At 64.0% G+C, this 21,926-nt stretch carries 21 protein-coding genes and 1 other RNA gene; 10 read left to right on the plus strand and 12 right to left on the minus strand.

Annotation, left to right across the window (positions count from 1 at the left end; all coding sequences use genetic code 11):
• The first annotated feature begins 43 nt into the window (after window positions 1–43).
• The gene (locus ACZ889_RS02925) at window positions 44–358 is read left to right on the plus strand and encodes a DUF2388 domain-containing protein (protein WP_003253711.1); all 315 of its coding nucleotides are present in this window, start codon (window positions 44–46) and stop codon (window positions 356–358) included.
• A 65-nt stretch (window positions 359–423) separates the two neighbouring features.
• Here ACZ889_RS02925 and gcvP read toward each other — a convergent pair whose 3' ends face one another.
• From gcvP to ACZ889_RS02975, 10 genes are all read right to left on the minus strand, one after another.
• Window positions 424–3,297, minus strand: a complete 2,874-nt coding sequence (gcvP, locus tag ACZ889_RS02930; protein ID WP_476257166.1) for an aminomethyl-transferring glycine dehydrogenase — start codon at window positions 3,295–3,297, stop codon at window positions 424–426.
• A 196-nt stretch (window positions 3,298–3,493) separates the two neighbouring features.
• Complete coding sequence (gene gcvH, locus ACZ889_RS02935; protein WP_476257167.1) at window positions 3,494–3,877, minus strand: glycine cleavage system protein GcvH; 384 nt, start codon at window positions 3,875–3,877, stop codon at window positions 3,494–3,496.
• A gap of 51 nt (window positions 3,878–3,928) precedes the next feature.
• The gene (gcvT, locus tag ACZ889_RS02940; RefSeq protein ID WP_003253703.1) at window positions 3,929–5,011 is read right to left on the minus strand and encodes a glycine cleavage system aminomethyltransferase GcvT; all 1,083 of its coding nucleotides are present in this window, start codon (window positions 5,009–5,011) and stop codon (window positions 3,929–3,931) included.
• 127 nt (window positions 5,012–5,138) lie between these two features.
• Window positions 5,139–6,761: an ABC transporter permease gene (locus tag ACZ889_RS02945; RefSeq protein ID WP_180689103.1), complete on the minus strand. Its 1,623-nt coding sequence runs from the start codon at window positions 6,759–6,761 to the stop codon at window positions 5,139–5,141.
• 152 nt (window positions 6,762–6,913) lie between these two features.
• On the minus strand, window positions 6,914–7,915 hold the full coding sequence (locus ACZ889_RS02950) for an extracellular solute-binding protein (RefSeq protein WP_003253699.1): 1,002 nt from the start codon (window positions 7,913–7,915) through the stop codon (window positions 6,914–6,916).
• Window positions 7,916–8,083: 168 nt separating this feature from the next.
• Window positions 8,084–9,301 carry a 2-octaprenyl-3-methyl-6-methoxy-1,4-benzoquinol hydroxylase gene (locus ACZ889_RS02955; RefSeq protein WP_162996151.1) on the minus strand — a complete coding sequence of 406 codons (1,218 nt, stop codon included), beginning with the start codon at window positions 9,299–9,301 and terminating at the stop codon, window positions 8,084–8,086.
• 9 nt (window positions 9,302–9,310) lie between these two features.
• Window positions 9,311–9,793, minus strand: a complete 483-nt coding sequence (locus ACZ889_RS02960) for a DUF4442 domain-containing protein (protein WP_129931907.1) — start codon at window positions 9,791–9,793, stop codon at window positions 9,311–9,313.
• Window positions 9,790–10,989 carry a 2-octaprenyl-6-methoxyphenyl hydroxylase gene (gene ubiH, locus ACZ889_RS02965; RefSeq protein ID WP_476257168.1) on the minus strand — a complete coding sequence of 400 codons (1,200 nt, stop codon included), beginning with the start codon at window positions 10,987–10,989 and terminating at the stop codon, window positions 9,790–9,792. Before ubiH ends, ACZ889_RS02960 begins: the two co-directional genes overlap by 4 nt.
• Window positions 10,986–12,320: a Xaa-Pro aminopeptidase gene (pepP, locus tag ACZ889_RS02970; RefSeq protein WP_003253692.1), complete on the minus strand. Its 1,335-nt coding sequence runs from the start codon at window positions 12,318–12,320 to the stop codon at window positions 10,986–10,988. The genes ubiH and pepP overlap by 4 nt, the downstream gene beginning before the upstream one ends.
• 21 nt (window positions 12,321–12,341) lie before the next feature.
• The gene (locus ACZ889_RS02975; RefSeq protein WP_014592797.1) at window positions 12,342–12,896 is read right to left on the minus strand and encodes a YecA/YgfB family protein; all 555 of its coding nucleotides are present in this window, start codon (window positions 12,894–12,896) and stop codon (window positions 12,342–12,344) included.
• 181 nt (window positions 12,897–13,077) lie between these two features.
• On the opposite strand from ACZ889_RS02975, the gene ACZ889_RS02980 reads away from it, so the two are divergent.
• The 4 genes from ACZ889_RS02980 to ACZ889_RS02995 all read left to right on the plus strand — a co-directional run bounded on the left by ACZ889_RS02980 (window position 13,078) and on the right by ACZ889_RS02995 (window position 14,507).
• Window positions 13,078–13,260 carry a TIGR02449 family protein gene (locus ACZ889_RS02980; RefSeq protein WP_029886233.1) on the plus strand — a complete coding sequence of 61 codons (183 nt, stop codon included), beginning with the start codon at window positions 13,078–13,080 and terminating at the stop codon, window positions 13,258–13,260.
• Window positions 13,257–13,577, plus strand: coding sequence for a cell division protein ZapA (locus ACZ889_RS02985; RefSeq protein ID WP_003253687.1), 321 nt, complete (start codon window positions 13,257–13,259; stop codon window positions 13,575–13,577). Before ACZ889_RS02980 ends, ACZ889_RS02985 begins: the two co-directional genes overlap by 4 nt.
• Window positions 13,578–13,594: 17 nt before the next feature.
• Window positions 13,595–13,774: non-coding RNA, 6S RNA (gene ssrS, locus ACZ889_RS02990), on the plus strand.
• Window positions 13,775–13,898: 124 nt separating this feature from the next.
• The gene (locus tag ACZ889_RS02995; RefSeq protein WP_010955727.1) at window positions 13,899–14,507 is read left to right on the plus strand and encodes a 5-formyltetrahydrofolate cyclo-ligase; all 609 of its coding nucleotides are present in this window, start codon (window positions 13,899–13,901) and stop codon (window positions 14,505–14,507) included.
• A gap of 19 nt (window positions 14,508–14,526) precedes the next feature.
• Here the strand turns inward: ACZ889_RS02995 and ACZ889_RS03000 are convergent, their stop codons facing one another.
• Window positions 14,527–14,679 (minus strand): hypothetical protein, encoded by a 153-nt coding sequence (locus ACZ889_RS03000; RefSeq protein ID WP_003253683.1) that lies wholly within the window; start codon window positions 14,677–14,679, stop codon window positions 14,527–14,529.
• Window positions 14,680–14,857: 178 nt separating this feature from the next.
• Here ACZ889_RS03000 and ACZ889_RS03005 point away from each other — a divergent pair, with 178 nt between their 5' ends.
• The 4 genes from ACZ889_RS03005 (at window position 14,858) to ACZ889_RS03020 (ending at window position 20,193) form a co-directional block, all read left to right on the plus strand.
• Window positions 14,858–15,307: an EVE domain-containing protein gene (locus tag ACZ889_RS03005; protein ID WP_010955729.1), complete on the plus strand. Its 450-nt coding sequence runs from the start codon at window positions 14,858–14,860 to the stop codon at window positions 15,305–15,307.
• Window positions 15,308–15,402: 95 nt separating this feature from the next.
• Entirely contained in the window at window positions 15,403–16,362 is a 960-nt protein-coding gene (locus ACZ889_RS03010; RefSeq protein WP_003253678.1) for an HlyD family secretion protein, read from the plus strand.
• Window positions 16,359–19,079 (plus strand): ribosome-associated ATPase/putative transporter RbbA, encoded by a 2,721-nt coding sequence (rbbA, locus tag ACZ889_RS03015; protein WP_476257169.1) that lies wholly within the window; start codon window positions 16,359–16,361, stop codon window positions 19,077–19,079. Before ACZ889_RS03010 ends, rbbA begins: the two co-directional genes overlap by 4 nt.
• A gap of 1 nt (window position 19,080) precedes the next feature.
• Window positions 19,081–20,193 carry an ABC transporter permease gene (locus ACZ889_RS03020; RefSeq protein WP_014754797.1) on the plus strand — a complete coding sequence of 371 codons (1,113 nt, stop codon included), beginning with the start codon at window positions 19,081–19,083 and terminating at the stop codon, window positions 20,191–20,193.
• A gap of 55 nt (window positions 20,194–20,248) precedes the next feature.
• Here ACZ889_RS03020 and ACZ889_RS03025 read toward each other — a convergent pair whose 3' ends face one another.
• The gene (locus ACZ889_RS03025) at window positions 20,249–20,650 is read right to left on the minus strand and encodes a flagellar basal body-associated protein FliL (protein WP_180689100.1); all 402 of its coding nucleotides are present in this window, start codon (window positions 20,648–20,650) and stop codon (window positions 20,249–20,251) included.
• A gap of 157 nt (window positions 20,651–20,807) precedes the next feature.
• Here ACZ889_RS03025 and ACZ889_RS03030 point away from each other — a divergent pair, with 157 nt between their 5' ends.
• Window positions 20,808–21,785 (plus strand): NADPH:quinone oxidoreductase family protein, encoded by a 978-nt coding sequence (locus ACZ889_RS03030; RefSeq protein WP_012054058.1) that lies wholly within the window; start codon window positions 20,808–20,810, stop codon window positions 21,783–21,785.
• Window positions 21,786–21,926 lie beyond the last annotated feature (141 nt).

Raw genomic sequence — 21,926 nt, forward strand, 5'->3', positions numbered from 1 at the left:
CCAAGCGCGCATCTTCAACCATCACCCTTCGAGGTGTTTCAACATGCGTCTCAAAACCGCCATTGCCGCCGCTACCTTGCTTTCGCTGCCTCTTGGCTCGGCCATGGCCGATACCTTCTGGCGTAACGTGATGACTTCCGGTGCTACCACGGCATCGAGCTACCTGACCTCGCGGGATCACAAGCTGGTAGTGGCCGCACAGGATGACGCCAGCAGCTTCGTCGCCAGCGAAGGCGCGATCCGCGGGCCGTTCCTGGAAGCGGCCATGCGCGAGGCACGGGCAGAGAACCCAGGGATGCAGGCTTCCGACATGGAGTTGGCCAATGCCATCCTGGCCAAAAATGCAGTAGCCGAGTAACCGCGTCGCCTGCTTCGCGGGTAAACCCGCTCCTACAGGCACCCGCGAAGCATCCAACATCAACCTCAGCGATAAGCCTCCACCGGCACACACGAACAGAACAGGTTCCTGTCCCCATACACGTTGTCTACCCGGTTCACCGCCGGCCAGTATTTGTGCTGGCGCACGTGAGCACTGGGGGCCACCGCCTGCTCCAGGCTATACGGCCTGTCCCACACCCCCAGCACATCAGCCAAGGTATGCGGTGCATGTTTCAGCGGGTTGTTCTCCGCTGGCCAGTTGCCCTGCTGTACTTCGTCAATTTCCGCCCGAATCGCCAGCATCGCCTCGACGAACCGGTCCAGCTCGGCCTTCGATTCACTCTCGGTCGGCTCCACCATCAGCGTGCCCGGCACCGGGAACGACATGGTCGGTGCGTGGAAGCCATAGTCCATCAGGCGCTTGGCCACGTCCTCTTCGCTGATGCCTGTCAGCGCTTTCAACGGCCGCAGGTCGAGGATGCATTCATGCGCCACGCGCTGGTTGCGCCCGCGGTAGAGCACCGGGAACGCCGCGCCCAACTGGCTGGCCAGGTAGTTGGCCGAAAGGATAGCCACCTCGCTGGCGTCGGCCAGCTGCGGGCCCATCATGGCGATATACATCCAGCTGATCGGCAAGATGCTTGCGCTGCCCCAGGGCGCGGCGCTGACCGCGCTGTTGTTCGGGTCCAGCCCAGGCACCGGCACCACCGGGTGGCTGGCGACGAACGGCTTGAGGTGCGCGCGGATACCGATCGGCCCCATACCCGGGCCGCCGCCGCCGTGGGGAATGCAGAACGTCTTGTGCAGGTTCATGTGTGAAACATCGGCCCCAATGTCTGCGGGGCGCGCCAGGCCCACCTGGGCGTTGAGGTTGGCACCGTCCATGTAAACCTGGCCGCCGTGCTGGTGCACCACATCGCAGATTTCGCGTATCCCCTCTTCGTACACGCCGTGGGTCGAGGGGTAGGTAATCATCAGGCACGACAGACGCTCCCCGGCCGCGTGCGCCTTGGCTTTGAGGTCAGCCAGGTCGACGTTGCCATCGTTGTCGCAATCGACGATCACCACGTCCATGCCGGCCATCTGTGCCGACGCTGGGTTGGTGCCGTGGGCCGACGACGGGATCAGGCACAACGTGCGCATCGGCTGATGGCGGCTGCGGTGATAGCGCGTAATGGCCATCAGGCCGGCGTATTCACCCTGAGCACCGGAGTTGGGCTGCATGCAGATCGCATCGAAGCCGGTGATCGCGCACAGCCAGCTTTCCAGTTCGTCGATCATCGCCTTGTAGCCTGCCGCCTGGGCCGCCGGAGCGAACGGGTGCAGCTGGGCAAAACCGGGCCAGGTGATGGGGATCATCTCACTGGTGGCGTTGAGCTTCATGGTGCACGAGCCCAGCGGAATCATCGACTGGTTCAGCGCCAGGTCCTTGTTCTCTAGCTGCTTGAGGTAGCGCAGCATCTCTGTTTCGCTGTGATGCAGGTTGAACACGGGGTGGGCGAGGAATGGCGTGCGTCGCACCAGGCTGGCGGGGATGCCTTCAGGCAGGGCCAGCTGGTCGAGGGCGGTGATTTCCAGGCCATGATCCACCCCCAGGAAGATGTCGAGCAGGCGCAGCACCGTCTGTTCGTTGCAGGTTTCGTCCAGGCTCACGCCCAGGTGCCCGCGACCGAGAATGCGCAAATTGATGTGCGCGGCCTCGGCGCTTTCAATGATGGCAGCCTGGGCACCACCAACATTCAGGGTAAGGGTGTCGAAGAAGTGCTGATTGAGGCGTTTGATGCCTTTGGCCTCAAGGCCGGCAGCCAGGATGAAGGTCAGCCGGTGCACGCGCTGCGCGATGCGTTGCAGGCCTTCCGGGCCGTGGTACACCGCGTAGAAGCCGGCGATGTTGGCCAGCAGCACCTGGGCCGTGCAGATGTTGGAGTTGGCCTTTTCGCGGCGAATATGCTGCTCGCGGGTTTGCAGGGCCATCCGTAATGCAGTGTTGCCACGGGCATCGCGCGATACGCCGATGATGCGCCCCGGCATGGCCCGCTTGTAGTCGTCGCGACAGGCGAAATAGGCCGCGTGAGGCCCGCCGTAGCCCATCGGTACACCAAAGCGCTGGGTCGAGCCCAGCACCACATCGGCGCCCAGCTCTCCGGGCGGTGCCAGCACCACCAGGCTCAGCAGGTCAGCGGCTACGCAGGCCAAGGCCTGTTGGCCGTGCAAATGGTCGATCAGCGGGCGCAAATCGCGCACTTCGCCGTGGGTGTCGGGGTACTGCAGCAAAGCGCCGAACACCGAGTGTTTGGCAAGGTTATCCACAGAATCGACGATCAGCTCGAAGCCGAACCCCTCGGCGCGGGTCTTGAGTACCGAAAGGGTCTGCGGGTGGCAGTGCTCGTCGGCGAAGAAGGCGTTGCTCTTGTTGCGTGCCACCCGCTTGGCCAGGGCCATGGCTTCGGCGGCAGCGGTGGCTTCATCAAGCAGCGAGGCATTGGCCAGAGGCAGGCCGGTGAGGTCGATGACCATTTGCTGGAAGTTCAGCAGCGCCTCCAGCCGGCCTTGGGCAATTTCGGGTTGGTAGGGCGTGTAGGCGGTGTACCAACCGGGGTTTTCCAGCACGTTGCGCAGGATGACCGTGGGGGTGATGGTGCCGTGGTAGCCCATGCCGATAAGGCTGGTCCAGACCTGGTTCTGTTCGGCATAACCGGCCAGCTTGGCCAAGGCGGCTTGCTCGTCCAGTGCCGCTGGGAGGTCGAGGGGGCGATTGAGGCGGATGTCTGGGGGAACGGTCTGCTCGATCAGCTCGTTGCGGCTGGCGATACCCAGCGCGTTGAGCATGGCCTGCTGCTCTGTGGCATCGGGGCCCAGGTGGCGGCGCAGAAATGGGTTGAGCTCTTGCAGTTGATGCAGGGATGGCGACTGGGACATGACGACGCTCTCTTCCTAGACCAGGCCTCATGGAGACTTACAAGTCTAGGAAGGGATTGCCGATTGTGCGGGGAAACTTGTCTGCAGGCCCGGCCTCTTCGCGGCTGAAGCCGCTCCCACAGGGGCTGCACCCGTCTCGAATGCAGCGCTGTACCTGTGTAGGAGCGGCTTTAGCCGCGAAGCAAGCGACGCGGTCTTACTCGCCAATCAGCGCCTGGTAGCCAGCCGCATCCAGCAACTTGTCCAGCTCGGCCGGGTTGCTTGGCTTCAATTTGAAGATCCACGAACCGTAAGGCTCTTCGTTGAGCAGTTCCGGGCTATCGGCCAGCTCTTCGTTGACCGCAATCACTTCGCCACCGATCGGGGCATAGATGTCCGAAGCGGCCTTGACCGACTCCACCACACCTGCAGCGTCGCCAGCGCCAAACACTTTGCCGACTTCAGCCAGTTCGACGAACACCACATCACCCAAGGCTTGCTGGGCGTGATCGCTGATACCCACGGTCACACTGCCGTCGGCTTCCAGGCGAGCCCACTCATGGCTTTCGGCAAAACGCAGTTCGGCGGGGATATTGCTCATGTCTTGAATTCCTCGATTGGCTCAGCGGTACGCCCGCCGGTTATAAATTGTTCAGATCAGGATCTTGCCGTGGCGCACGAAGGTCGGTTTGACCACCCGCACCGGGTACCACTTGCCGCGAATTTCCACCTCGGCCCGATCACCGGTAGCCATAGGCACGCGCGCCAATGCAATGGACTTGCTCAGCGTAGGCGAGAAACTACCACTGGTGATCTCCCCTTCGCCAATGCCGGCAACACGCACGACCTGATGGGCGCGCAGTACACCGCGCTCTTCCAGCACCAGACCCACCAGTTTTTCCTGCACGCCGTGCTCGATTTCCGCAAGCAGGCCGACACGGCCGATGAAGTCGCGCTCGGCCGGTTCCCAGGCGATGCTCCAGCCCAGGTTGGAGGTGAGCGGGGTGTGGTTTTCGTCGATGTCCTGGCCGTACAGGTTCATGCCGGCTTCCAGGCGCAGGGTATCGCGGGCGCCCAGGCCGCTTGGGGCGATACCGGCGCCGACCAGGTCGTTGAAGAAGGCCACCGCCTGATCGCCCGGGAAGATGATCTCCAAGCCGTCCTCACCGGTATAGCCGGTGCGGGCAATGAACCAGTCGCCGTCAGCAACGCCCTCGAACGGGCGCAGTTCGCGGATGAGTGCAGCGCGCGCGGGGCTGAGCAGGGCCGCGACCTTTTCGCGGGCCCGCGGCCCCTGGATGGCAAGGATGGCCAGATCAGGGCGGACCTGGAAGTCCACGGAAAACCCGGCACGCTGCGATTGCAGCCAATCGAGCACCTTGGCACGGGTGGCGGCGTTGTTGACCAGGCGATAGCCGGTTTCCGTGCGGTAGACGATCAGATCATCGATTACACCGCCCTGTTCGTTCAGCAGTGGGCTATACAGCGCCTTGCCGGTGTCGTCGAGGCGGGCCACATCGTTGGCCAGCAAGCGCTGCAGCCAAACAGTGGCATCAGTGCCGTCGACATCGATCACGGTCATATGGGAGACATCGAAGACGCCGCAATCGCTGCGCACCTGGTGGTGCTCCTCGACCTGCGAGCCATAGTGCAGGGGCATGTCCCAGCCACCGAAATCGACCGTCTTGGCGCCTAGCGCCAGGTGCAGGTCATACAAAAGCGTGCGCTGTCCCATGGGTTTCTCCTTCCGGGCGTGGCGAAGCGGCGGCGGTCGATGACGTTGGGTCGTCAGCTTTTCTTGTTACTCACACCCGCCGCGCGAATGCCGCGCATTGTAGCCGCAAGGTCGCAAACTGACATCCTCAGTGACTGTGACCGGGTCGACGTGCCGAACGGCGAATCAGGCCGATGACCGGCAGCAGCCCCACCAATACCAAGGTCAATGCCGGCAGCGAGGCGCGCGCCCACTCGCCTTCGCTGGTCATCTCGAACACCCGCACGGCGAGGGTGTCCCAGCCGAACGGCCGCATCAGCAAGGTGGCGGGCATTTCCTTGAGCACATCGACGAACACCAGCAGCGCGGCGCTAAGTGCCCCCGGCACCAGCAGCGGCAGATACACCTTGAAAAACAATCTTGCGCCGCCAACACCCAGGCTGCGCGAGGCTTCAGGGAGTGACGGGCGGATGCGCTCCAGGCTGCTCTCCAGCGGCCCGTAGGCCACCGCGATGAAGCGCACCAGGTAGGCCAGCAGCAACGCCGAGAGGCTGCCTAGCAGCAGCGGCTTGCCGGCGCCGCCCATCCAGCTGGACAGCGGGATGACCAGGTGGTTGTCGAGGTAACTGAAGGCCAGCATGATCGATACCGCCAACACCGAACCGGGCAGGGCATACCCCAGATTGGCCAGGCCAACCCCGGCGCGGATTCCGCCCGTCGGTGCCTGGCGCCGGGCGAAGGCCAGCAGCAGCGCCACGCATACCGTGACCAGCGCCGCCATGCTGCCCAGGTACAGGGTGTGCAGCACCAGGCCGATATAACGCTCGTCCAGGTCATGCCGGCCGCGTTGCCAGAACCACGCCAGCAACTGCAGCAGCGGGATGACGAAAGCGCAGGCAAACACCAGCAGGCACCAGCCACTGGCCAGCAGCGCCTTGAGGCCGCGCAGGTGATACAGCGCCTGCGCGCGCGGCCGTTCGTTGCCGCTTCGGCTGGCACCGCGGGCGCGGCGCTCGCCGTACAGCACCAGCATCACCGCCAGCAGCAGCAGGCTGGCCAACTGGGCCGCACTGGACAAGCTGAAAAAGCCGTACCAGGTCTTGTAGATGGCCGTGGTGAAGGTGTCGAAGTTGAATACGGCCACTGCACCGAAGTCGGCCAGGGTTTCCATCAGCGCCAGGGCGATACCGGCACCGATCGCCGGCCGAGCCATGGGTAAGGCCACCCGCCAGAAAGCCTGCAGGGGCGATAACCCAAGTACCCGCGCCGCCTCCATCAGGCCCTTGCCCTGAGCCAGAAAAGCCGTGCGCGCCAACAAGTAGACATAGGGATAGAAGACCAGCACCAGGACGGTGATTACCCCACCAGTGGAACGCACACGAGGCAGGCGCATTGGCCCGAACACCTCGCGCAGGGCGCTTTGCACCGGGCCGGCAAAGTCCAGCAGGCCGACGAAGACGAATGCCAGCACGTAGGCCGGGATGGCGAACGGTAGCATCAGCGCCCAGTCCAGCCAGCGTCGACCGGGGAAGTCGCAGAGGCTGGTGAGCCAGGCCAGGCTGACGCCCAGCACGGTGACACCCACACCCACACCCACCACCAGGGTCAGGGTATTGCCGAGCAGGCGCCCCATCTGGGTGTCGAGCAGGTGGGACCAGATCTGCAGGTCGATGGATTGCCAGGACAACAGCAGCACGCTCAGGGGCAGCAGCACCAAGGCGGCGATCAGGGAGACCGGGAGGTACCAGCGGCGTTGGGGGGTGTGGGGCAAGGCTGAAATCTCGAGTGCGATTGCGACCGCTGCGCGGTCGTTCGCGGGTAAACCCGCTCCTACGGGGACCGCGCAAGGCAGTGCAGATCCCGTAGGAGCGGGTTTACCCGCGAAAGGGCCCTAACGGGCCCAAAGAGGATAAGGCCTGGCGCTTAGTTGTAGCCAGCCCGATCCATCAGGCGAATGGCTTCAGCCTGGCGCTTGCCGGCAATTTCCACCGGAATGCTGTCGGCCTTGAAGCTGCCCCACGCCGCCACTTCCTCCGATGGCTTCACCTTCGGGTTGGCCGGGAACTCCTGGTTGATATCAGCAAACAGCTTTTGCGCTTCTTCGCCGGTCATCCATTCCACCAGTTTCTTCGCGGCCTCCGGGTGTGGCGCATGCTTGGTCAGGCCAATACCCGACAGGTTCACGTGCACACCACGGTCACCCTGGTTGGGCCAGAAGATCTTCACCGGCAGGTTCGGGTTCTGCTTGTGCAGACGGCCGTAGTAGTAGGTGTTGACCACGCCCACATCACACTGCCCGGCCTCGATGGCCTGGATCACCGCGTTGTCGTCGGAGAACACATCGGTGGACAGGTTGTTGACCCACCCTTTGACGATTTGCTCGGTCTTGGCCTCACCGTGGGTTTCGATCAGGGTGGCGGTCAGCGACTGGTTGTACACCTTCTTGGCCGTACGCAGGCACAGACGGCCTTCCCACTGTTTGTCAGCCAGGGCTTCGTAGGTGCTCAACTCCTCGGGTTTGACCCGCTCGGTGGAGTAGATGATGGTGCGGGCACGCAGGCTCAGGCCGGTCCAGTCATGGGACGAGGCGCGGTACTGCGACGGGATGTTCTGGTCGATGACGTCGGACTTGATCGGCTGCAGGATGCCCATCTGCTCGGCCTGCCACAGGTTGCCTGCATCGACGGTCAGCAGCAGGTCGGCCACGCCGTTGTCGCCCTCGGCCTTGATGCGCTGCATCAGCGGGGCTTCCTTGTCGGTGATGAACTTGATCTTGACCCCGGTCTTGGCGGTATAGGCATCGAACACCGGCTTGATCAGCTCGTCGATGCGCGAGGAGTACACCACCACTTCGTCCGCTGCCTGGGCAGTGCCGCCGAACAGGGTCAGGGCCAAGGCGGCCAGTAGGGGCTTGCGTGGCAACATGAAATGCACTCCTCGATCGTATGAGAGGTGCGAATGGTAGTGAATCCCATTTTCTGGCTCACCTACCTAGCCGTTACCGGATGTTGCAAAGGGCTGCCACAGGTGATTGCGCCACACTGTGGGAGCGGCCTAGTGTCGCGAAAGGGCCGCAGAGCGGCCCCGGCACTCTCAAGCCTTGGCCAGATCTGGCAGGTCACCACTCAAACCCAACGCCTGGCGCACAAACAGCGCCTTGGCCTCCGGCATCTGCTCCACCAGTTTCAACCCGCTGTTGCGCAACCAGCGCAACGGCAGCGGATCGGCCTGGAACAACCTCTCGAAGCCCTCCATCGCCGCCATCAACGCCAGGTTGTGTGGCATGCGCCGGCGCTCGTAACGGCTCAACACCTTCACATCGGCCAGTCTCTCGCCGCGCTCGCAAGCATTGACCAGCACCTCGGCCAGCACCGCCGCGTCGAGGAAGCCGAGGTTCACACCCTGCCCGGCCAGCGGGTGGATGGTGTGCGCGGCATCGCCAATCAATGCCAGGCCTTCACCCACATAGCGCTTGGCGTGGCGCTGACGCAGCGGCACGCATACCCTTGGGTCGGCCTGCAACACGTCGCCCAGGCGGCCCTCGAAGGCACGCCCGAGGGCTTGCAGGAAGGCCGCTTCATCCATCGCCATCAGCTGCTCGGCATGCTCCGGAGTGGTCGACCATACGATTGAGCACCAGTCTTGCTGGCCATCGCGGCTCAAGGGCAAAAAGGCCAATGGCCCTTCGTCAGTGAAGCGCTGCCAGGCCGTGGCCTGGTGCCCGGCGCTGCAACGCACGCTGGTGACAATGGCATGGTGCAGGTAGTCCCATTCGCGGGTTTCGCAGCCGGCCAGACGCCGCACCGCCGAATTGGCACCGTCGGCAGCGATCACCAATGGCGCACGCAGTTGCCGGCCATCCGCCAGGGTCAGTAGCCACTCATCGCCGGAGCGACGCAATTGCTCCAGCCGCGCATTGGCCAGCAGGCCGATGTCGCTGTCGTGCAGGCGCTCCAGCAGGCCGTCCTGCACCACCCGGTTCTCGACGATATGGCCGAGCACCTGGGCATGCACACTGGCCGCCGAGAAGTGAATCTGCCCGGTGCCGCTGCCATCCCACACATGCATGTCGGAATACGGCGTGGCGCGTCGCTGGGCAATGCCGTCCCAAGCGCCAAGGCGCTCGAGGATGCGCTGGCTGGCCGCCGATAGCGCGCTGACACGCGGCTCGAACGGGGCCTGGGCATCGAAAGGTACGACCGTCAGCGGGCCACCGTCGAGCAACAAAATTTGCAGGCCACTGTGGCGCAACGCCAAGGCCAGGGCGCTGCCGACCATACCGGCACCGACAATCAACAGATCTGCGCGCATTTCCATGCCTTACGCCAGCCTCGCTTGCGGCTTGAGCCGCACGTATAGGGTTTTATCGACCCGCGCCACCAACTCGCCGGCGCCATCGCGGATATCGACCTGCAAACGCGGCAGGCATTTCTTGCCGGTGGCGGCCTGCTGGCGGATTTCGTCCAGCAGCGCATCATCGACGTGGAATTCGGCATACACCGGGCCTTTGCCCGGCGAGATGAAATCGATGCTGGCGGCCTTGTCCCAGACGATGTAGTCACGCCCCAGCTGCTCGATCAACAGCAGCATGTAGAACGGATCGACCATGGCATACAGGCTGCCACCGAACTGGGTACCGACGTAATTGCGGTTCCAGCGAGTCAGTTTCATCGCCACCTTGACGCTACGCAGGTCCGGGCTGATGTGCTGCACACGAATACCGGCACCCAGGTACGGTGGGTAGAGGTTCAGCATCCAGCGCAGCATGCGCGCCCGGCGCGCCAGTTTACGCGGGTTGCTCATGCCTGGCCCCGCGGATCAGGGCGGGTGCCCAGGCCCATGGCCTGGCGGGCGAACCAGCTTTTTGCCGGTGGCAGCAGGTCGAGCCCAAGCAGGCCAAGGTTGCGCCCGGCAGCCAGCAACGGCTGATTGCTGCCAAACAGGCGGGTGACCTGGTCAGAGAAGCCGATGGTCATCGCCTGGTCCAGGCGCTGGCGCTGATGATAGGCCTGCAGCGTGGTCAGGTCGCCAGGCTGCTGTGGCCCCGCCAGCAGCGCCTCGGCCAGGGCCTGCACGTCACGCAACGACAGATTGAAACCCTGGCCCGCGATGGGGTGCAGGCTGTGTGCTGCGTTACCCAGCACCACCAGGTGCGGCCGCACCTGCTCCTGGGCCTCGATCAAGGACAGCGGATAGAGGTGCCGTGCGCCTACCTGCCGCAGCGCGCCCAGGCGGTACCCGAACACACCCTGCAGTTCGCGCAGGAAGCTGCGCTCGTCGATGTCGGCCAGGCGTCGCGCATCCATGCCCTGACGGGTCCACACCAGTGCGCAGCGGTTTTCCGGCAACGGCAGCAAGGCCATGGGGCCCTCTTCGGTGAAGCGTTCGAAAGCCTGGCCGCCGTGGGCCTCACCCGGGGTGATGTTGGCGATCAACGCGCTCTGCTGGTACGGCGTGTGGCGCACATGGATACCCAACTGCTCGCGCAGGCCAGAGCGGCCACCATCGGCCAGTACCGCCAGATCACATTCCAGCTGGGTGTCGTCGTTCAGCAGCAGGCGGTAACCGCGTTCGATGGCCTGCATCGAGGTCACTTCGGCCGGGCAGCGCCAGCTCACCACCTCGCTGTCCAGCCCTTGCCACAGGCACTGGCCGAGCCAGGCGTTTTCCACCACATAACCCAGCGCCGGCACGCCCTCTTCCAGGGCATCCAGGCGGGTGGCGCCAAAGCGACCACGGTCGGACACGTGAATCTGGCGAATAGGCTCGGCGCGGCGGCCGATGGCCTGCCACAGGCCCAGTTGCTGATAAATCTGCTGGGTGCCGAAGGACAAGGCCGACGAGCGCGCATCGTAGCTGGGCTGGTAGCTGTCGCCGGGGGCGAACGGCTCGATCAGAAGGATCTTCCAGCCGCGCGCCTTGGCGCCGGCCTGCAGGGCCAACGCCAGGCTTGCGCCAACCAGGCCACCGCCGATGATCGCCAGGTTTACCCGGCTCATGCCACGGCCTTGCGGGCAGCCTGCATCAGCGCCTCGATCTCGGCGACCGTACGCGGCACGCCCGAAGTCAGGATTTCACAACCTTGCCTGGTCACTACCACGTCGTCCTCGATCCTTACCCCAATGCCGCGCCACTTTTTGGCCACGGCCTGATTGTCGGCGCCAATGTAGATACCCGGCTCCACGGTCAGCGCCATGCCGGGTTCCAGTACCCGCCACTCGCCGCCCACCTTGTACTCGCCCACGTCGTGCACATCCATGCCCAGCCAGTGCCCGGCGCGGTGCATGTAGAAGGCGCGATAGGCTTCGCTGTCGATCAGCGCCTGCACATCACCTTCGAGCAAACCCAGCTCCACCAGGCCCGCGGTGATGACCCGCACGGTCGCCTCATGGGCGTGGTTCCAGTGTTTGCCAGGGGCTATTTCGGCAAACGCCGCCGCCTGAGCCTTGAGCACCAGCTCGTAGATGGCCTTCTGCTCGGGTGAAAACCGCCCACTGACCGGGAAGGTGCGGGTGATGTCGCTGGCATAGCAGTCGATTTCGCAGCCGGCGTCGATCAGCACCAGGTCGCCATCCTTGAGCGGCGCATCGTTCTGTTGATAGTGCAGGATGCAGCCATTGCGCCCGGCCGCAACGATCGAGCCGTAGGCCGGCATCTTCGCCCCGCCCTTGCGGAATTCGTAGTCCAGCTCGGCTTCCAGGCTGTACTCGTGCAGCCCGGCGCGGCAGGCCTGCATGGCCCGCACATGGGCCCGCGCAGAAATGTCTGCAGCAGCACGCATCACCTTCACTTCCGCCGCCGATTTATACAGGCGCATATCATGCAGCAGATGATCCAGCGCAACGAACTCGTTCGGTGGCTGGGCGCCCAGGCGTGCCTTGGAGCGGATCACGTTGATCCAGTCCATCAGCCGGCGGTCGAACTCCGGGTTGCTGCCCATGGCGCTGTAGACCCGCTCGCGGCCTTCGATCAGGCCAGGCAGGATCTCGTCGATATCCGTGATGGGGAAAGCATCGTCAGCGCCGAAATCGCGCACCGCCCCTTCCTGGCCGGCCCGCAGGCCGTCCCACAGCTCGCGCTCGGGGTTGCGTTCACGGCAGAACAGCACGTACTCGCCATGCTCGCGCCCTGGAATCAAAGCAATCACCGCCTCGGGCTCCGGGAAGCCGCTGAGGTACTGGAAGTCGCTGTCCTGGCGGTACACGTGCTCGACGTCGCGGTTGCGGATGGCAACCGCAGCGGCGGGCAGAATGGCGATGCTGTTGGGGACCATCTGCGCCATCAGCGCCTTGCGCCGACGGGCATACTCGGCCTTGGGAATGTGGCTCATGGGCAGACTACCCCTGGTTGATCAGTGCAGCGAGGGCTTGGGTGCGGGTGCGGCCGGCTTGGCCAGTTCGGAGAACAGCAGCAGGGGCGCCACACGCAGGTATTCCATGACTTCCATGTAGTCGCTCTCGCCGTCTTCGGACTCTTCGAGCGCTTCCTGGACCTGCGAAATGGCCACCAGGTCCTGCAGCACTTCCTTGGCCTCATCGGACAAGTCCTTACCGCCAGCGTTCAGGCCGAAACCGGTCACGAAGCCTTGGCACCACTGGCCCAGAGCGGTGGCGCGATCGCTCAGTGCAGCATCATCGGAAGGCAGCAGCAGGACGATCGCCATGTCGTCGCTGGTCAGCTCGCCCTTGACCATTTCCTGCAAGCCGACCAAGGCATTGCGGACACTGTCACCAGGCTCGATTTCCAGCAGTTGGGCGGCATCGGCCAACCAGGCATCGGCATCGAAGCCGGCGCCGGCGCAGCTGCGGCCAATCAGCAGGCCGTGCAGTTCGGCCGGGGTGACAGGATGGCCATTGCTCGAGAGCAGCATGGCGAAAGCGTTGTAGGGCGATTGAGTATTGGGCATGGGCAGCTAGGCGCCAGACGGCGCAATGTCTAGAATGAAGACCTTGTATCCTAGCACCGGCAGGCGCGCCAAGACCATCGGCACTGGCCGTTGCCGCCCAGGGAGAGGCATCATCGCCAGGTGAGTCAACGACGGAGCGAATCGAGTGCAACCCACGCAAGAGAACGACCTGCAGGCACTGATGAGCCGATTCGAGTTGCTGATCGAACGCGTCGAGCAACTAAAACGGCAAAATGCACTCCTAGTAGCTCAGGAAAAATCCTGGCGCGAAGAGCGCGCCCACCTCATCGAAAAGAACGAGATCGCCAAGCGCAAAGTCGAGTCGATGATTTTACGCCTCAAGGCTCTGGAGCAAGACTCATGAGTTCAAGCAATAGCGTCACCGTGCAGATCCTCGACAAGGAATACTCGATCATCTGCCCGCCGGAAGAGCGCAACAACCTGGTCAGCGCTGCGCGCTACCTGGACGGCAAGATGCGCGAGATCCGCAGCAGCGGCAAGGTGATCGGTGCCGACCGCATCGCGGTGATGGCGGCGTTGAACATTACCCACGAAATGCTGCACCGCCAGGAAGACCGCAACGATGCGCCGGTCAGCGGCACGAACCGCGAACAGGTCCGCGACCTGCTGGATCGGGTAGATAAGGCTTTGTCCGACGACACGGATACCAAAATCGGCTGAGATTGGTATACTGGCGCCACTCCCTGGGGGATGCGCCAGTCGGTTATGTCCCTGAGCCGATACGCACAACCACGGGGGTTGCACGCTGGGGCCGGTGTGCATGTCCGCCCGACGGAAAGCCTTAACGCCCCCTGCAATCTCCACCTTGAACTTTCGGGTTCAAGGGCTACACCGATAGCGGTCTTATCGGGGAGCCTGAATTTTCTTGCCCGCCCCCAAGGCGGGCAATTCGTTTTGGCCGACTTTTTTCAAGCTTTGTACGACGATTCACCGCGCAGGCACTGTTCGTACAAAGCCAGCACATCTGGGATTGCCCGTGCCATGACCGAAAACGTGCCGCTCACCCGCCCCCAGCTACGTCGCCTGCTTCGCAATGCCCGCCGCGCCCTTACCCCTGCCCAGCAACGCCAGGCCACCCTCGGCCTGTACCGCCAGCTGGCGCAACACCCCTTGTTCCGCCGCGCCCGCCACATTGCCCTGTACCTGCCCAACGACGGTGAAATCGACCCTCGCCTGCTGATGCGCGAAGCCCAGCGTCGCGGCAAGTGCATCTACCTGCCGGTGCTGCATGCCTGGCCGCGCACGCGCATGGTGTTCCAGCGTTTTGAGCAGGGTGAGAAGCTCAAGCCCAACCGCTTTCGTATTCCAGAGCCGATTATCGATCGCAAACGCCAGCGGCCAATCTGGGCGCTGGATCTGATTCTGCTACCGCTGGTCGGTTTTGACGAAGTGGGCGGCCGCTTGGGTATGGGCGGTGGCTTCTATGATCGCAGCCTGGCCTACCAGGCGCGTCGGCAAACCTGGAAAAAACCGTTGCTGCTGGGGCTGGCGCATGAATGCCAGAAGGTCGAGCGGCTGGCGCAGGCCAGTTGGGATGTTCCGCTGCAGGGCACGGTCTCGGACCGTGGCTGGTACCTGGCGCCACGTTGAGCGGCGCCAGCGGGGGGTATCAACGTTGTGGCTGGCTGGCGTCGACCGGCATCTGATAGGCGTTGTCCAGCTTGCGCTCCCAGAACCCTTGCGCATAACCGGTAGTGACCACACCCAGGCCAAAAATGAACACCAGGATCCACAGCAGATCCGGCTTTTTACGTTGATTCATCGAAGATTGCCCCCCAGGCAAACTGTTCAGTACTCGGCGATATTCTGGGTACCGCCGGCGCACGCGCTTTAAACGGGGCGCATTTTCCGACAACATGCGTCCGCACGCAAACCTTGACGCCAACCGGCTGTCGGTTTCGTGCAACAGGTTATTTCAAACCTTTTCAGGAACAGCATCCATGGCTTATTGGCTGATGAAATCCGAGCCCGACGAGCTCTCCATCGAAGCCCTCGCACGCTTGGGCGAAGCACGCTGGGACGGCGTGCGTAACTATCAGGCGCGTAATTTTTTGCGGGCCATGAGCGTGGGTGACGAATTCTTCTTCTACCACTCCAGCTGCCCGCAACCCGGCATCGCCGGCATTGCCAGAATCACCCGCGCGGCCTACCCCGACCCGACCGCGCTGGACCCGGAAAGCCATTATCACGATGCCAAGGCCACGACCGACAAGAACCCGTGGAGCGCGGTGGATGTGGCCCACGTACAAACCTTCCCAAGGGTGCTGGAACTGGGGCGGCTGAAACAGCAGGCCGGTCTGGTCGAGTTGCCGCTGGTGCAAAAAGGCAGCCGCCTGTCGGTCATGCCGGTAACGCCCGAGCAATGGGCGGTGATTGTCGCGTTGCGCTGAATGCGCAGCTAAGGTCAAGGGCTTGACCGATATCAACACGCCACACATGGCCGCCAGGCATGATGTACCGTGCATGACCGCAAGGATGCAGAACGATGAACCGATACGCCCCTAGAATCTTCGCCACTGCACTGATCGCACTGCTCGCTGCAGCCGGCGGGCTGGGGTACTGGAAGTCGCTCCACGACCAGTTGCCCGAAGGCCTGAGCATGGGCAACGGCCGCCTTGAAGCCACCGAAGTGCAGATCGCCAGCAAGATCCCCGGTCGCCTGGCCGAAGTACTGGTCGATGAAGGCGACAACGTGACCCGTGGCCAGCTACTGGCACGCATCGACACACGCACCATGGAAGCCCAGCGCAGCCAGGCCGAAGCCGAAGTGCTGCGCGCCCGGGAAAACTACGCCGCCGCACAGGCCACCGTGCAACTGCGCCAGAGTGAACTGCTGTTGGCCAGCCAGGAGCTCAAGCGCGTACGCGAAATCTTCCAGCGCAAGTTCGCCAGCCAGCAGTTGCTCGACCAACAGCAGGCGCGCTTTGACACGGCCAACGCAGCAGTAGTCGCTGCCCGCGCCCAACTGGCAGCGATCAAGGCCGCCATTGGCGCCGCCGAAGCCCAAGTGGCGCAGCTCACCAGCGAAATCGACGACAGCAGCCTGCGTGCGCCCATCAACGGCATCATCCAGCTGCGCCTGGCCGAACCAGGTGAAGTGCTGGGTGCCGGCGGCCGTGTGCTGATGCTGATCGACCCCAGCGACCAGTACATGAACCTGTACCTGCCGGCGTCCACCAGCGGCCGGCTGACCGTAGGCGACCAGGCGCGCATCGTGCTCGACGCCCTGCCCGAGCGCGCGCTGCCGGCCAAGGTGGCCTTTGTCGCAGCCAAGGCCCAGTTCACCCCCAAACAGGTGGAAACCCGCGACGAACGGCAAAAGCTGGTGTTCCGGGTCAAACTGCGCCTGAGCGACCCGGGCGCCGTACCGCAAGCCAAACCAGGCATGCCAGGCGCCGGCTATGTACGCACGGCTGAGGTGGACTGGCCGGCCAACCTGCAATGAACGCCCCGGCGCTGCTGGCCGAAGGCATCAGCCACCGTTACGGCGACCTGATAGCCCTCCACCCACTAGGCTTCAGCCTTCCTGTGGGTACCCGATGCGCGCTGATCGGCCCTGACGGGGCTGGCAAATCGACCCTGCTGGGGCTGATCGCCGGCGTGAAACGCCTACAGCAGGGAGAGCTGCAGGTGCTGGGCGGCTCGATCCGCCAACGCCGCCATCGCACGGCGCTCTACCCCAAAGTGGCGTTCATGCCGCAGGGGCTGGGCAACAACCTGTACCCGGAACTGTCGATCAGCGAGAACATCCGTTTTTTCGCCACCCTGTTCGGGCTGGGCCGCCGCGAGAGTGAGCAGCGCATGGCCAATCTGTTGCAGGCCACCGACCTGCAGCGCTTTGCCCAGCGCCCGGCCGGCAAGCTGTCGGGTGGCATGAAGCAGAAGCTGGGCCTTTGCTGCGCGCTGATCCACGAGCCAGACCTGCTTATCCTGGACGAGCCGACCACCGGCGTCGACCCACTGTCGCGGCGGCGCTTCTGGGAGCTGGTTGAACAGGTTCGCGCACAACGCCCGCAACTGACCCTGCTGGTGGCTACCGCCTACATGGAAGAAGCCGAACAGTTCGAGCATTGCCTGATGCTCGATGGCGGCCGGCTGCTGGCCGCCGGCCCTAGCCACGAACTGGCTGCAGTCACCCCAAGCGGCAAACTGGATGACGCCTTTACCCATTACCAGGGCGCGGGCAAGGCGCAGCATCAACCACTGGCAATCCCGCCGCGCCAAGCCACGGACGGCCCGGTCGCCATCGAGGCACATGACCTGACCCTGCGCTTTGGCGACTTCACAGCGGTGAACAAGGTCAGTTTCGCCATTGGCCGCGGGGAGATCTTCGGCTTCCTGGGTTCCAACGGTTGCGGCAAGACCACCACCATGAAAGTGCTTACCGGCCTGATGCCGGCCAGCGAGGGCAGCGCCAGCCTGCTGGGTCGCTCGGTGGACGCCAGCGACCTGGCCACACGCAAGCGGGTCGGCTTCATGTCGCAGAGTTTCTCTCTGTATGGCGAGCTCAGCACCCGGCAGAACCTGGCCCTGCATGCCCGCCTGTTCGACTTGCCCAAAGCCGAGAGCGCCCAGCGCATCGATGAGCTGATCGCGCGCTTCGACCTCGCCGCTATCGCCGACCAACCGTCTGGCGCCCTGCCCCTTGGTTTGCGCCAGCGCCTGTCGCTGGCAGTGGCGGTTCTGCATCGCCCGGAAGTCTTGATCCTCGACGAACCGACCTCCGGCGTCGACCCGGCCGCCCGCGACGACTTCTGGCGCCTGCTGGTAGAGCTGTCCCGCGAGCAGGGCGTGACCATTTTCCTCTCCACCCACTTCATGAACGAGGCCCAGCGCTGCGATCGTATTTCGCTGATGCACGCCGGGCGGGTGCTGGCCTGCGACACGCCCGATGCCCTGCAGCACCAGTACCAGGGCGACACGCTGGAAGACGCGTTCGTCCGCTGCCTGGAACAGGCCCAGGAACTGGCGCCAGCCGCCACCGACAGCAGCGTGCTGGAACAGGCGTCCACCCCCACCCTACCGCTGCGCCAGGGCTTCAGCCTGCGCCGCCTGCTGGCAGTGGCCGGCCGTGAGGGCAAGGAGCTGCTGCGCGACAAGGTGCGCCTGGCCTTCGCCTTACTGGGTGCAGTGTTCATGATGGTGATCTTCGGCTACGGCATTTCACTGGATGTGGAAAACCTCGCCTTTGCCGTGCACGATCAGGACCAGAGCCCGCAAAGTCGTGCCTACCTCGAAGCCTTCCGTGGCTCACGCTACTTTGCCGAACAGGCACCGATCCGCGACAGCAGCGAGCTGCACCAGCGCCTGCAACGCTCGGAAATCAAACTGGCACTGGAGATTCCGCCAGGCTTTGGCCGCGACCTGTACGCAGGACGCCAGCCGGTGGTGGCTGCCTGGCTCGACGGTGGCATGCCGTTCCGCGCAGAAACCAGCCGCAACTACGTGGAAGCCGTGCACCAGGCCAACCTGGAGCAACTGGCAAAGGCCAGCCCACGACCGCAGCCGCGCCAGGAGCTGGTGCGCCTGGAAACGCGTTTCCGCTACAACCAGGATGTGGTCAGCGTGAACGCCATCGGCCCGGGCGTGATGGCACTGATACTAGCCTTCATTCCGGCCATGCTCACGGCACTGGGCATCGTGCGCGAGAAGGAGCTCGGCTCCATCACCAACTTCTACGCCACACCCCTCACCCGCCTGGAATTCCTGCTTGGCAAGCAGATGCCCTACCTGGCTGTGAGCCTGGTCAACCTGGCGCTGCTGGTGGCGATGAACCGCTGGCTGTTCGCCGTACCGCTCAAGGGCAGCGTACTGGCTTTGGCATGTGGCGGCGTGGCCTACCTGCTGGCAACCACCAGCCTGGGCCTGCTGATTTCGGCATTCACCCGCACCCAGATCGCCGCCATTCTTGGCACCATGATCATTACCAGCCTGCCGACCATCCAGTTTTCCGGGCTGATCGTGCCACGCTCGTCGCTGGACGGCGCGGCAGCGGTGATGGGCCAGTTGTTCCCGGCGGGCTACTTCCTCGACATCGCAGTCGGCACCTTCACCAAGGCCTTAGGCCTGCGCGAGTTGTGGCCGCAGTGCCTGATCCTGCTGAGCTTCTTTGCCGCATTCACCGGCCTGAGCCTGGCAATGCTGAAAAAGCAGGAGGCCTGACATGTCGCGCCTGAACCACACCCTGCGCCTGGGCCTGAAAGAACTGACCAGCCTGCGCCATGACAGCGTCCTGCTGCTGTTCCTGCTATATGCCTTCAGCGTGGCGATCTACATGCCGGCAGCCGGCTCGGTGATCGGCGTACACAACGCCAGCGTGGCGGTGGTGGATGAAGACCATAGCCTGCTCTCGCGCAAGCTCAGCGAAGCCCTGCAACCGCCCGAGTTCCAGCCAGCCGTGCCGCTGCCTCCGCAGCGCCTGGACCAGGCCATGGACAGCGGCCAGTACACCTTCGTCATCAACATACCGGTGAACTTCCAGAGCGACCTGCTGGCCGGGCGCTCGCCGGAGCTGCAGATCAACGTCGATGCTACAGCCATGAGCCAAGCGTTCATGGGCGCCGGCTACATCGGCCGCATCTTCGAGCGCGAGCTGCTCGACTACAGCCAGCGTGGTAACGAGCAAAGCCCGGTGCTGATCAACCCCAAGGCGCTGTTCAACCCCAACCTGGAGGGGGGCTGGTTTCTGGCCGTGATCCAGATCGTCAACAACATCACCATCCTGGCGATCATCCTCACCGGGACCGCGCTGCTGCGCGAGCGTGAGCATGGTACCCTCGACCACCTGCTGGTGCTGCCGTTGACCGCGCTGGAGATCATGCTGGCCAAGATCGGCAGCAACGCGCTGGTGGTAGTGATCTGCACCTGGATTTCTTTGGTGGTAGTCGTCAAAGGTGCACTGGGCGTGCCGCTGTCTGGCTCGATGGGGCTGTTCCTGGCCGTGACCGCGCTGTACCTGTTCGCCAGTACATCGCTGGGCATTTTCCTCGCCACCCTGGCGCGCTCGACGCCGCAGTTCGGCCTGCTGGCGATCCCGGTGATCATCCCGATGCTGTTGCTGTCCGGCGGCAGCACACCTCTGGACAGCATGCCGCAGTGGCTGCAGTGGGTGATGCAAGGGTCACCCTCAACGCACTTTGTCAGCCTGAGTGCCGCAATCCTGTTCCGGGATGCCGGGTGGGCGGTGGTATGGCCGGATATCCTGGCGCTGGGCCTGATCGGCCTGGTGTTCTTCAGCGTGGCCCTCGCGCGGTTCCGCCGTACCCTGACGTCCTGAGCAAGGACGAGGGCCTGCGCAATCCCCACGGGGCCGGACTGGCAACTATCAGCGGTTATTGCACGATCAGGTTGTTGAACAGCAAGTCTTCAACGATCGGCTTACCCTCTTCCGCCTCCAGCACCTGCTGCACCTGTTTCAGCGCCTCTTGGCGAAGATGCTCCTTGGCCTCGACGTTGCTCATGCTGTCCACCGTCTGCTGGGTGAACAGTGCCACCAGCTGGTTACGGATCAGCGGTTCGTGGTGCTTTACCGTCTTGGCCGCTTCGTCGCCCGTCACGCGCAGGGCCACGTCAGCCTTGTACACGCGCAGCCGCGGGCTGCCGTCGAGCGCATAGTTGCCAACGAAGGGCGGGCTCAGACTGATGTAGGCGACCTTGGGCACCCCTTCCTTGGCTTCCTCGGCCATGGCCGCAGCCGGCAGCAGCGCCAGCACCATCAAGATCCACGCTTTCACGAATTCGCTCCTCAATACAGTTGGCGCCAGCTTACCCAGCACACCGCTCAAACCCAAGCCCGGGCTTATGCCGGCCCATCAGGGCGGGCCATGCTCGTTGACCTGCCAAGCGGCCCTCCTACACTTATCGGCCACTACCCGCAAAGGAATAGCCCCGATGAAAGCTGTGTTGTGCAAAACCCTGGGTCCGGCGCGCAACCTGGTGCTGGAAGAGGTGGCCAGCCCACTGCCGAAGAAGAACGAGATCCTGCTGGACGTGCAGGCTGCCGGGGTCAACTTCCCCGACACCTTGATCATCGAAGGCAAGTACCAGTTCCAGCCACCGCTGCCGTTCTCTCCAGGTGGCGAGGCAGCAGGCGTGGTGGCCGCCGTCGGCGAAAAGGCCGGCGCGTTCAAGGTCGGCGACCGGGTCATGGCGCTCACCGGCTGGGGTGCGTTCGCCGAGCAAGTGGCGGTGCCGTTCTATAACGTTCTGCCGATCCCGGCGAGCATGGACTTCACCACCGCTGCGGCCTTCGGCATGACCTACGGTACCTCGATGCACGCTCTGCGCCAGCGTGGCCAGTTGCAAGCCGGCGAGACCCTGCTGGTACTGGGCGCTTCCGGCGGGGTGGGCCTGGCGGCGGTGGAGATCGGCAAGGCCATGGGCGCGCGGGTGATCGCGGCGGCCAGCAGTGCCGAGAAACTGGCCGTGGCCAAGGCTGCCGGGGCGGATGAGCTGATCGACTACAGCCAGGCCAACCTGCGCGAAGAAATTAAACGCCTGACCGGTGGCCAGGGCGTGGACGTGATCTATGACCCGGTCGGTGGCGAGCTGTTCGAACAAGCGGTGCGCGGGTTGGCCTGGAATGGCAGGCTGCTGGTGGTGGGTTTTGCCAGTGGCAGCATTCCACAGCTGGCGGCCAACCTGGTGCTGCTCAAGGGCGCGGCGGTACTGGGCGTGTTCTGGGGGGCATTTGCCCAGCGCCAGCCGGAGGACAACGCGGCCAACTTCCACCAGCTATTTGCCTGGCATGCCGAGGGCAAGTTGAAGCCGCTGGTGTCGCAGACTTATCCACTGGCAGAAGCCGGGGCTGCTATCGAGAAGCTGGGGCAACGGCAGGCTGTGGGTAAGTTGGTGGTGCTGGCCAGGTAAGGCAGTACCGGCCTCTTCGCGGTCGCCTGTAGGAGCGGGTTTACCCGCGAAAGGGCCGGGCCTGCCGGCCAATTCCACCCGCCGTTCACCGTTGTCGCCACCACCGTATTCGCGGGTAAACCCGCGCCTACAGGGATTACC

This window comes from Pseudomonas sp. TE3895, from assembly GCF_056278855.1.

What these genes read in the sequence shown, in the direction of transcription:
- ACZ889_RS03005 (WP_010955729.1), top strand. Translation starts at nt 14,858, where the DNA reads ATGGCTTATTGGCTGATGAAATCCGAGCCCGACGAGCTCTCCATCGAA.
- ubiH (WP_476257168.1), bottom strand. Translation starts at nt 10,989, where the DNA reads ATGAGCCGGGTAAACCTGGCGATCATCGGCGGTGGCCTGGTTGGCGCA.
- rbbA (WP_476257169.1), top strand. Translation starts at nt 16,359, where the DNA reads ATGAACGCCCCGGCGCTGCTGGCCGAAGGCATCAGCCACCGTTACGGC.
- ACZ889_RS02985 (WP_003253687.1), top strand. Translation starts at nt 13,257, where the DNA reads ATGAGTTCAAGCAATAGCGTCACCGTGCAGATCCTCGACAAGGAATAC.
- ACZ889_RS02975 (WP_014592797.1), bottom strand. Translation starts at nt 12,896, where the DNA reads ATGCCCAATACTCAATCGCCCTACAACGCTTTCGCCATGCTGCTCTCG.
- ACZ889_RS02950 (WP_003253699.1), bottom strand. Translation starts at nt 7,915, where the DNA reads ATGTTGCCACGCAAGCCCCTACTGGCCGCCTTGGCCCTGACCCTGTTC.
- ACZ889_RS02955 (WP_162996151.1), bottom strand. Translation starts at nt 9,301, where the DNA reads ATGCGCGCAGATCTGTTGATTGTCGGTGCCGGTATGGTCGGCAGCGCC.
- ACZ889_RS02995 (WP_010955727.1), top strand. Translation starts at nt 13,899, where the DNA reads ATGACCGAAAACGTGCCGCTCACCCGCCCCCAGCTACGTCGCCTGCTT.
- ACZ889_RS02925 (WP_003253711.1), top strand. Translation starts at nt 44, where the DNA reads ATGCGTCTCAAAACCGCCATTGCCGCCGCTACCTTGCTTTCGCTGCCT.
- ACZ889_RS03000 (WP_003253683.1), bottom strand. Translation starts at nt 14,679, where the DNA reads ATGAATCAACGTAAAAAGCCGGATCTGCTGTGGATCCTGGTGTTCATT.
- gcvT (WP_003253703.1), bottom strand. Translation starts at nt 5,011, where the DNA reads ATGGGACAGCGCACGCTTTTGTATGACCTGCACCTGGCGCTAGGCGCC.
- ACZ889_RS03030 (WP_012054058.1), top strand. Translation starts at nt 20,808, where the DNA reads ATGAAAGCTGTGTTGTGCAAAACCCTGGGTCCGGCGCGCAACCTGGTG.
- pepP (WP_003253692.1), bottom strand. Translation starts at nt 12,320, where the DNA reads ATGAGCCACATTCCCAAGGCCGAGTATGCCCGTCGGCGCAAGGCGCTG.
- ACZ889_RS02980 (WP_029886233.1), top strand. Translation starts at nt 13,078, where the DNA reads ATGAGCCGATTCGAGTTGCTGATCGAACGCGTCGAGCAACTAAAACGG.
- ACZ889_RS02960 (WP_129931907.1), bottom strand. Translation starts at nt 9,793, where the DNA reads ATGAGCAACCCGCGTAAACTGGCGCGCCGGGCGCGCATGCTGCGCTGG.
- ACZ889_RS03020 (WP_014754797.1), top strand. Translation starts at nt 19,081, where the DNA reads ATGTCGCGCCTGAACCACACCCTGCGCCTGGGCCTGAAAGAACTGACC.
- gcvP (WP_476257166.1), bottom strand. Translation starts at nt 3,297, where the DNA reads ATGTCCCAGTCGCCATCCCTGCATCAACTGCAAGAGCTCAACCCATTT.
- gcvH (WP_476257167.1), bottom strand. Translation starts at nt 3,877, where the DNA reads ATGAGCAATATCCCCGCCGAACTGCGTTTTGCCGAAAGCCATGAGTGG.
- ACZ889_RS03010 (WP_003253678.1), top strand. Translation starts at nt 15,403, where the DNA reads ATGAACCGATACGCCCCTAGAATCTTCGCCACTGCACTGATCGCACTG.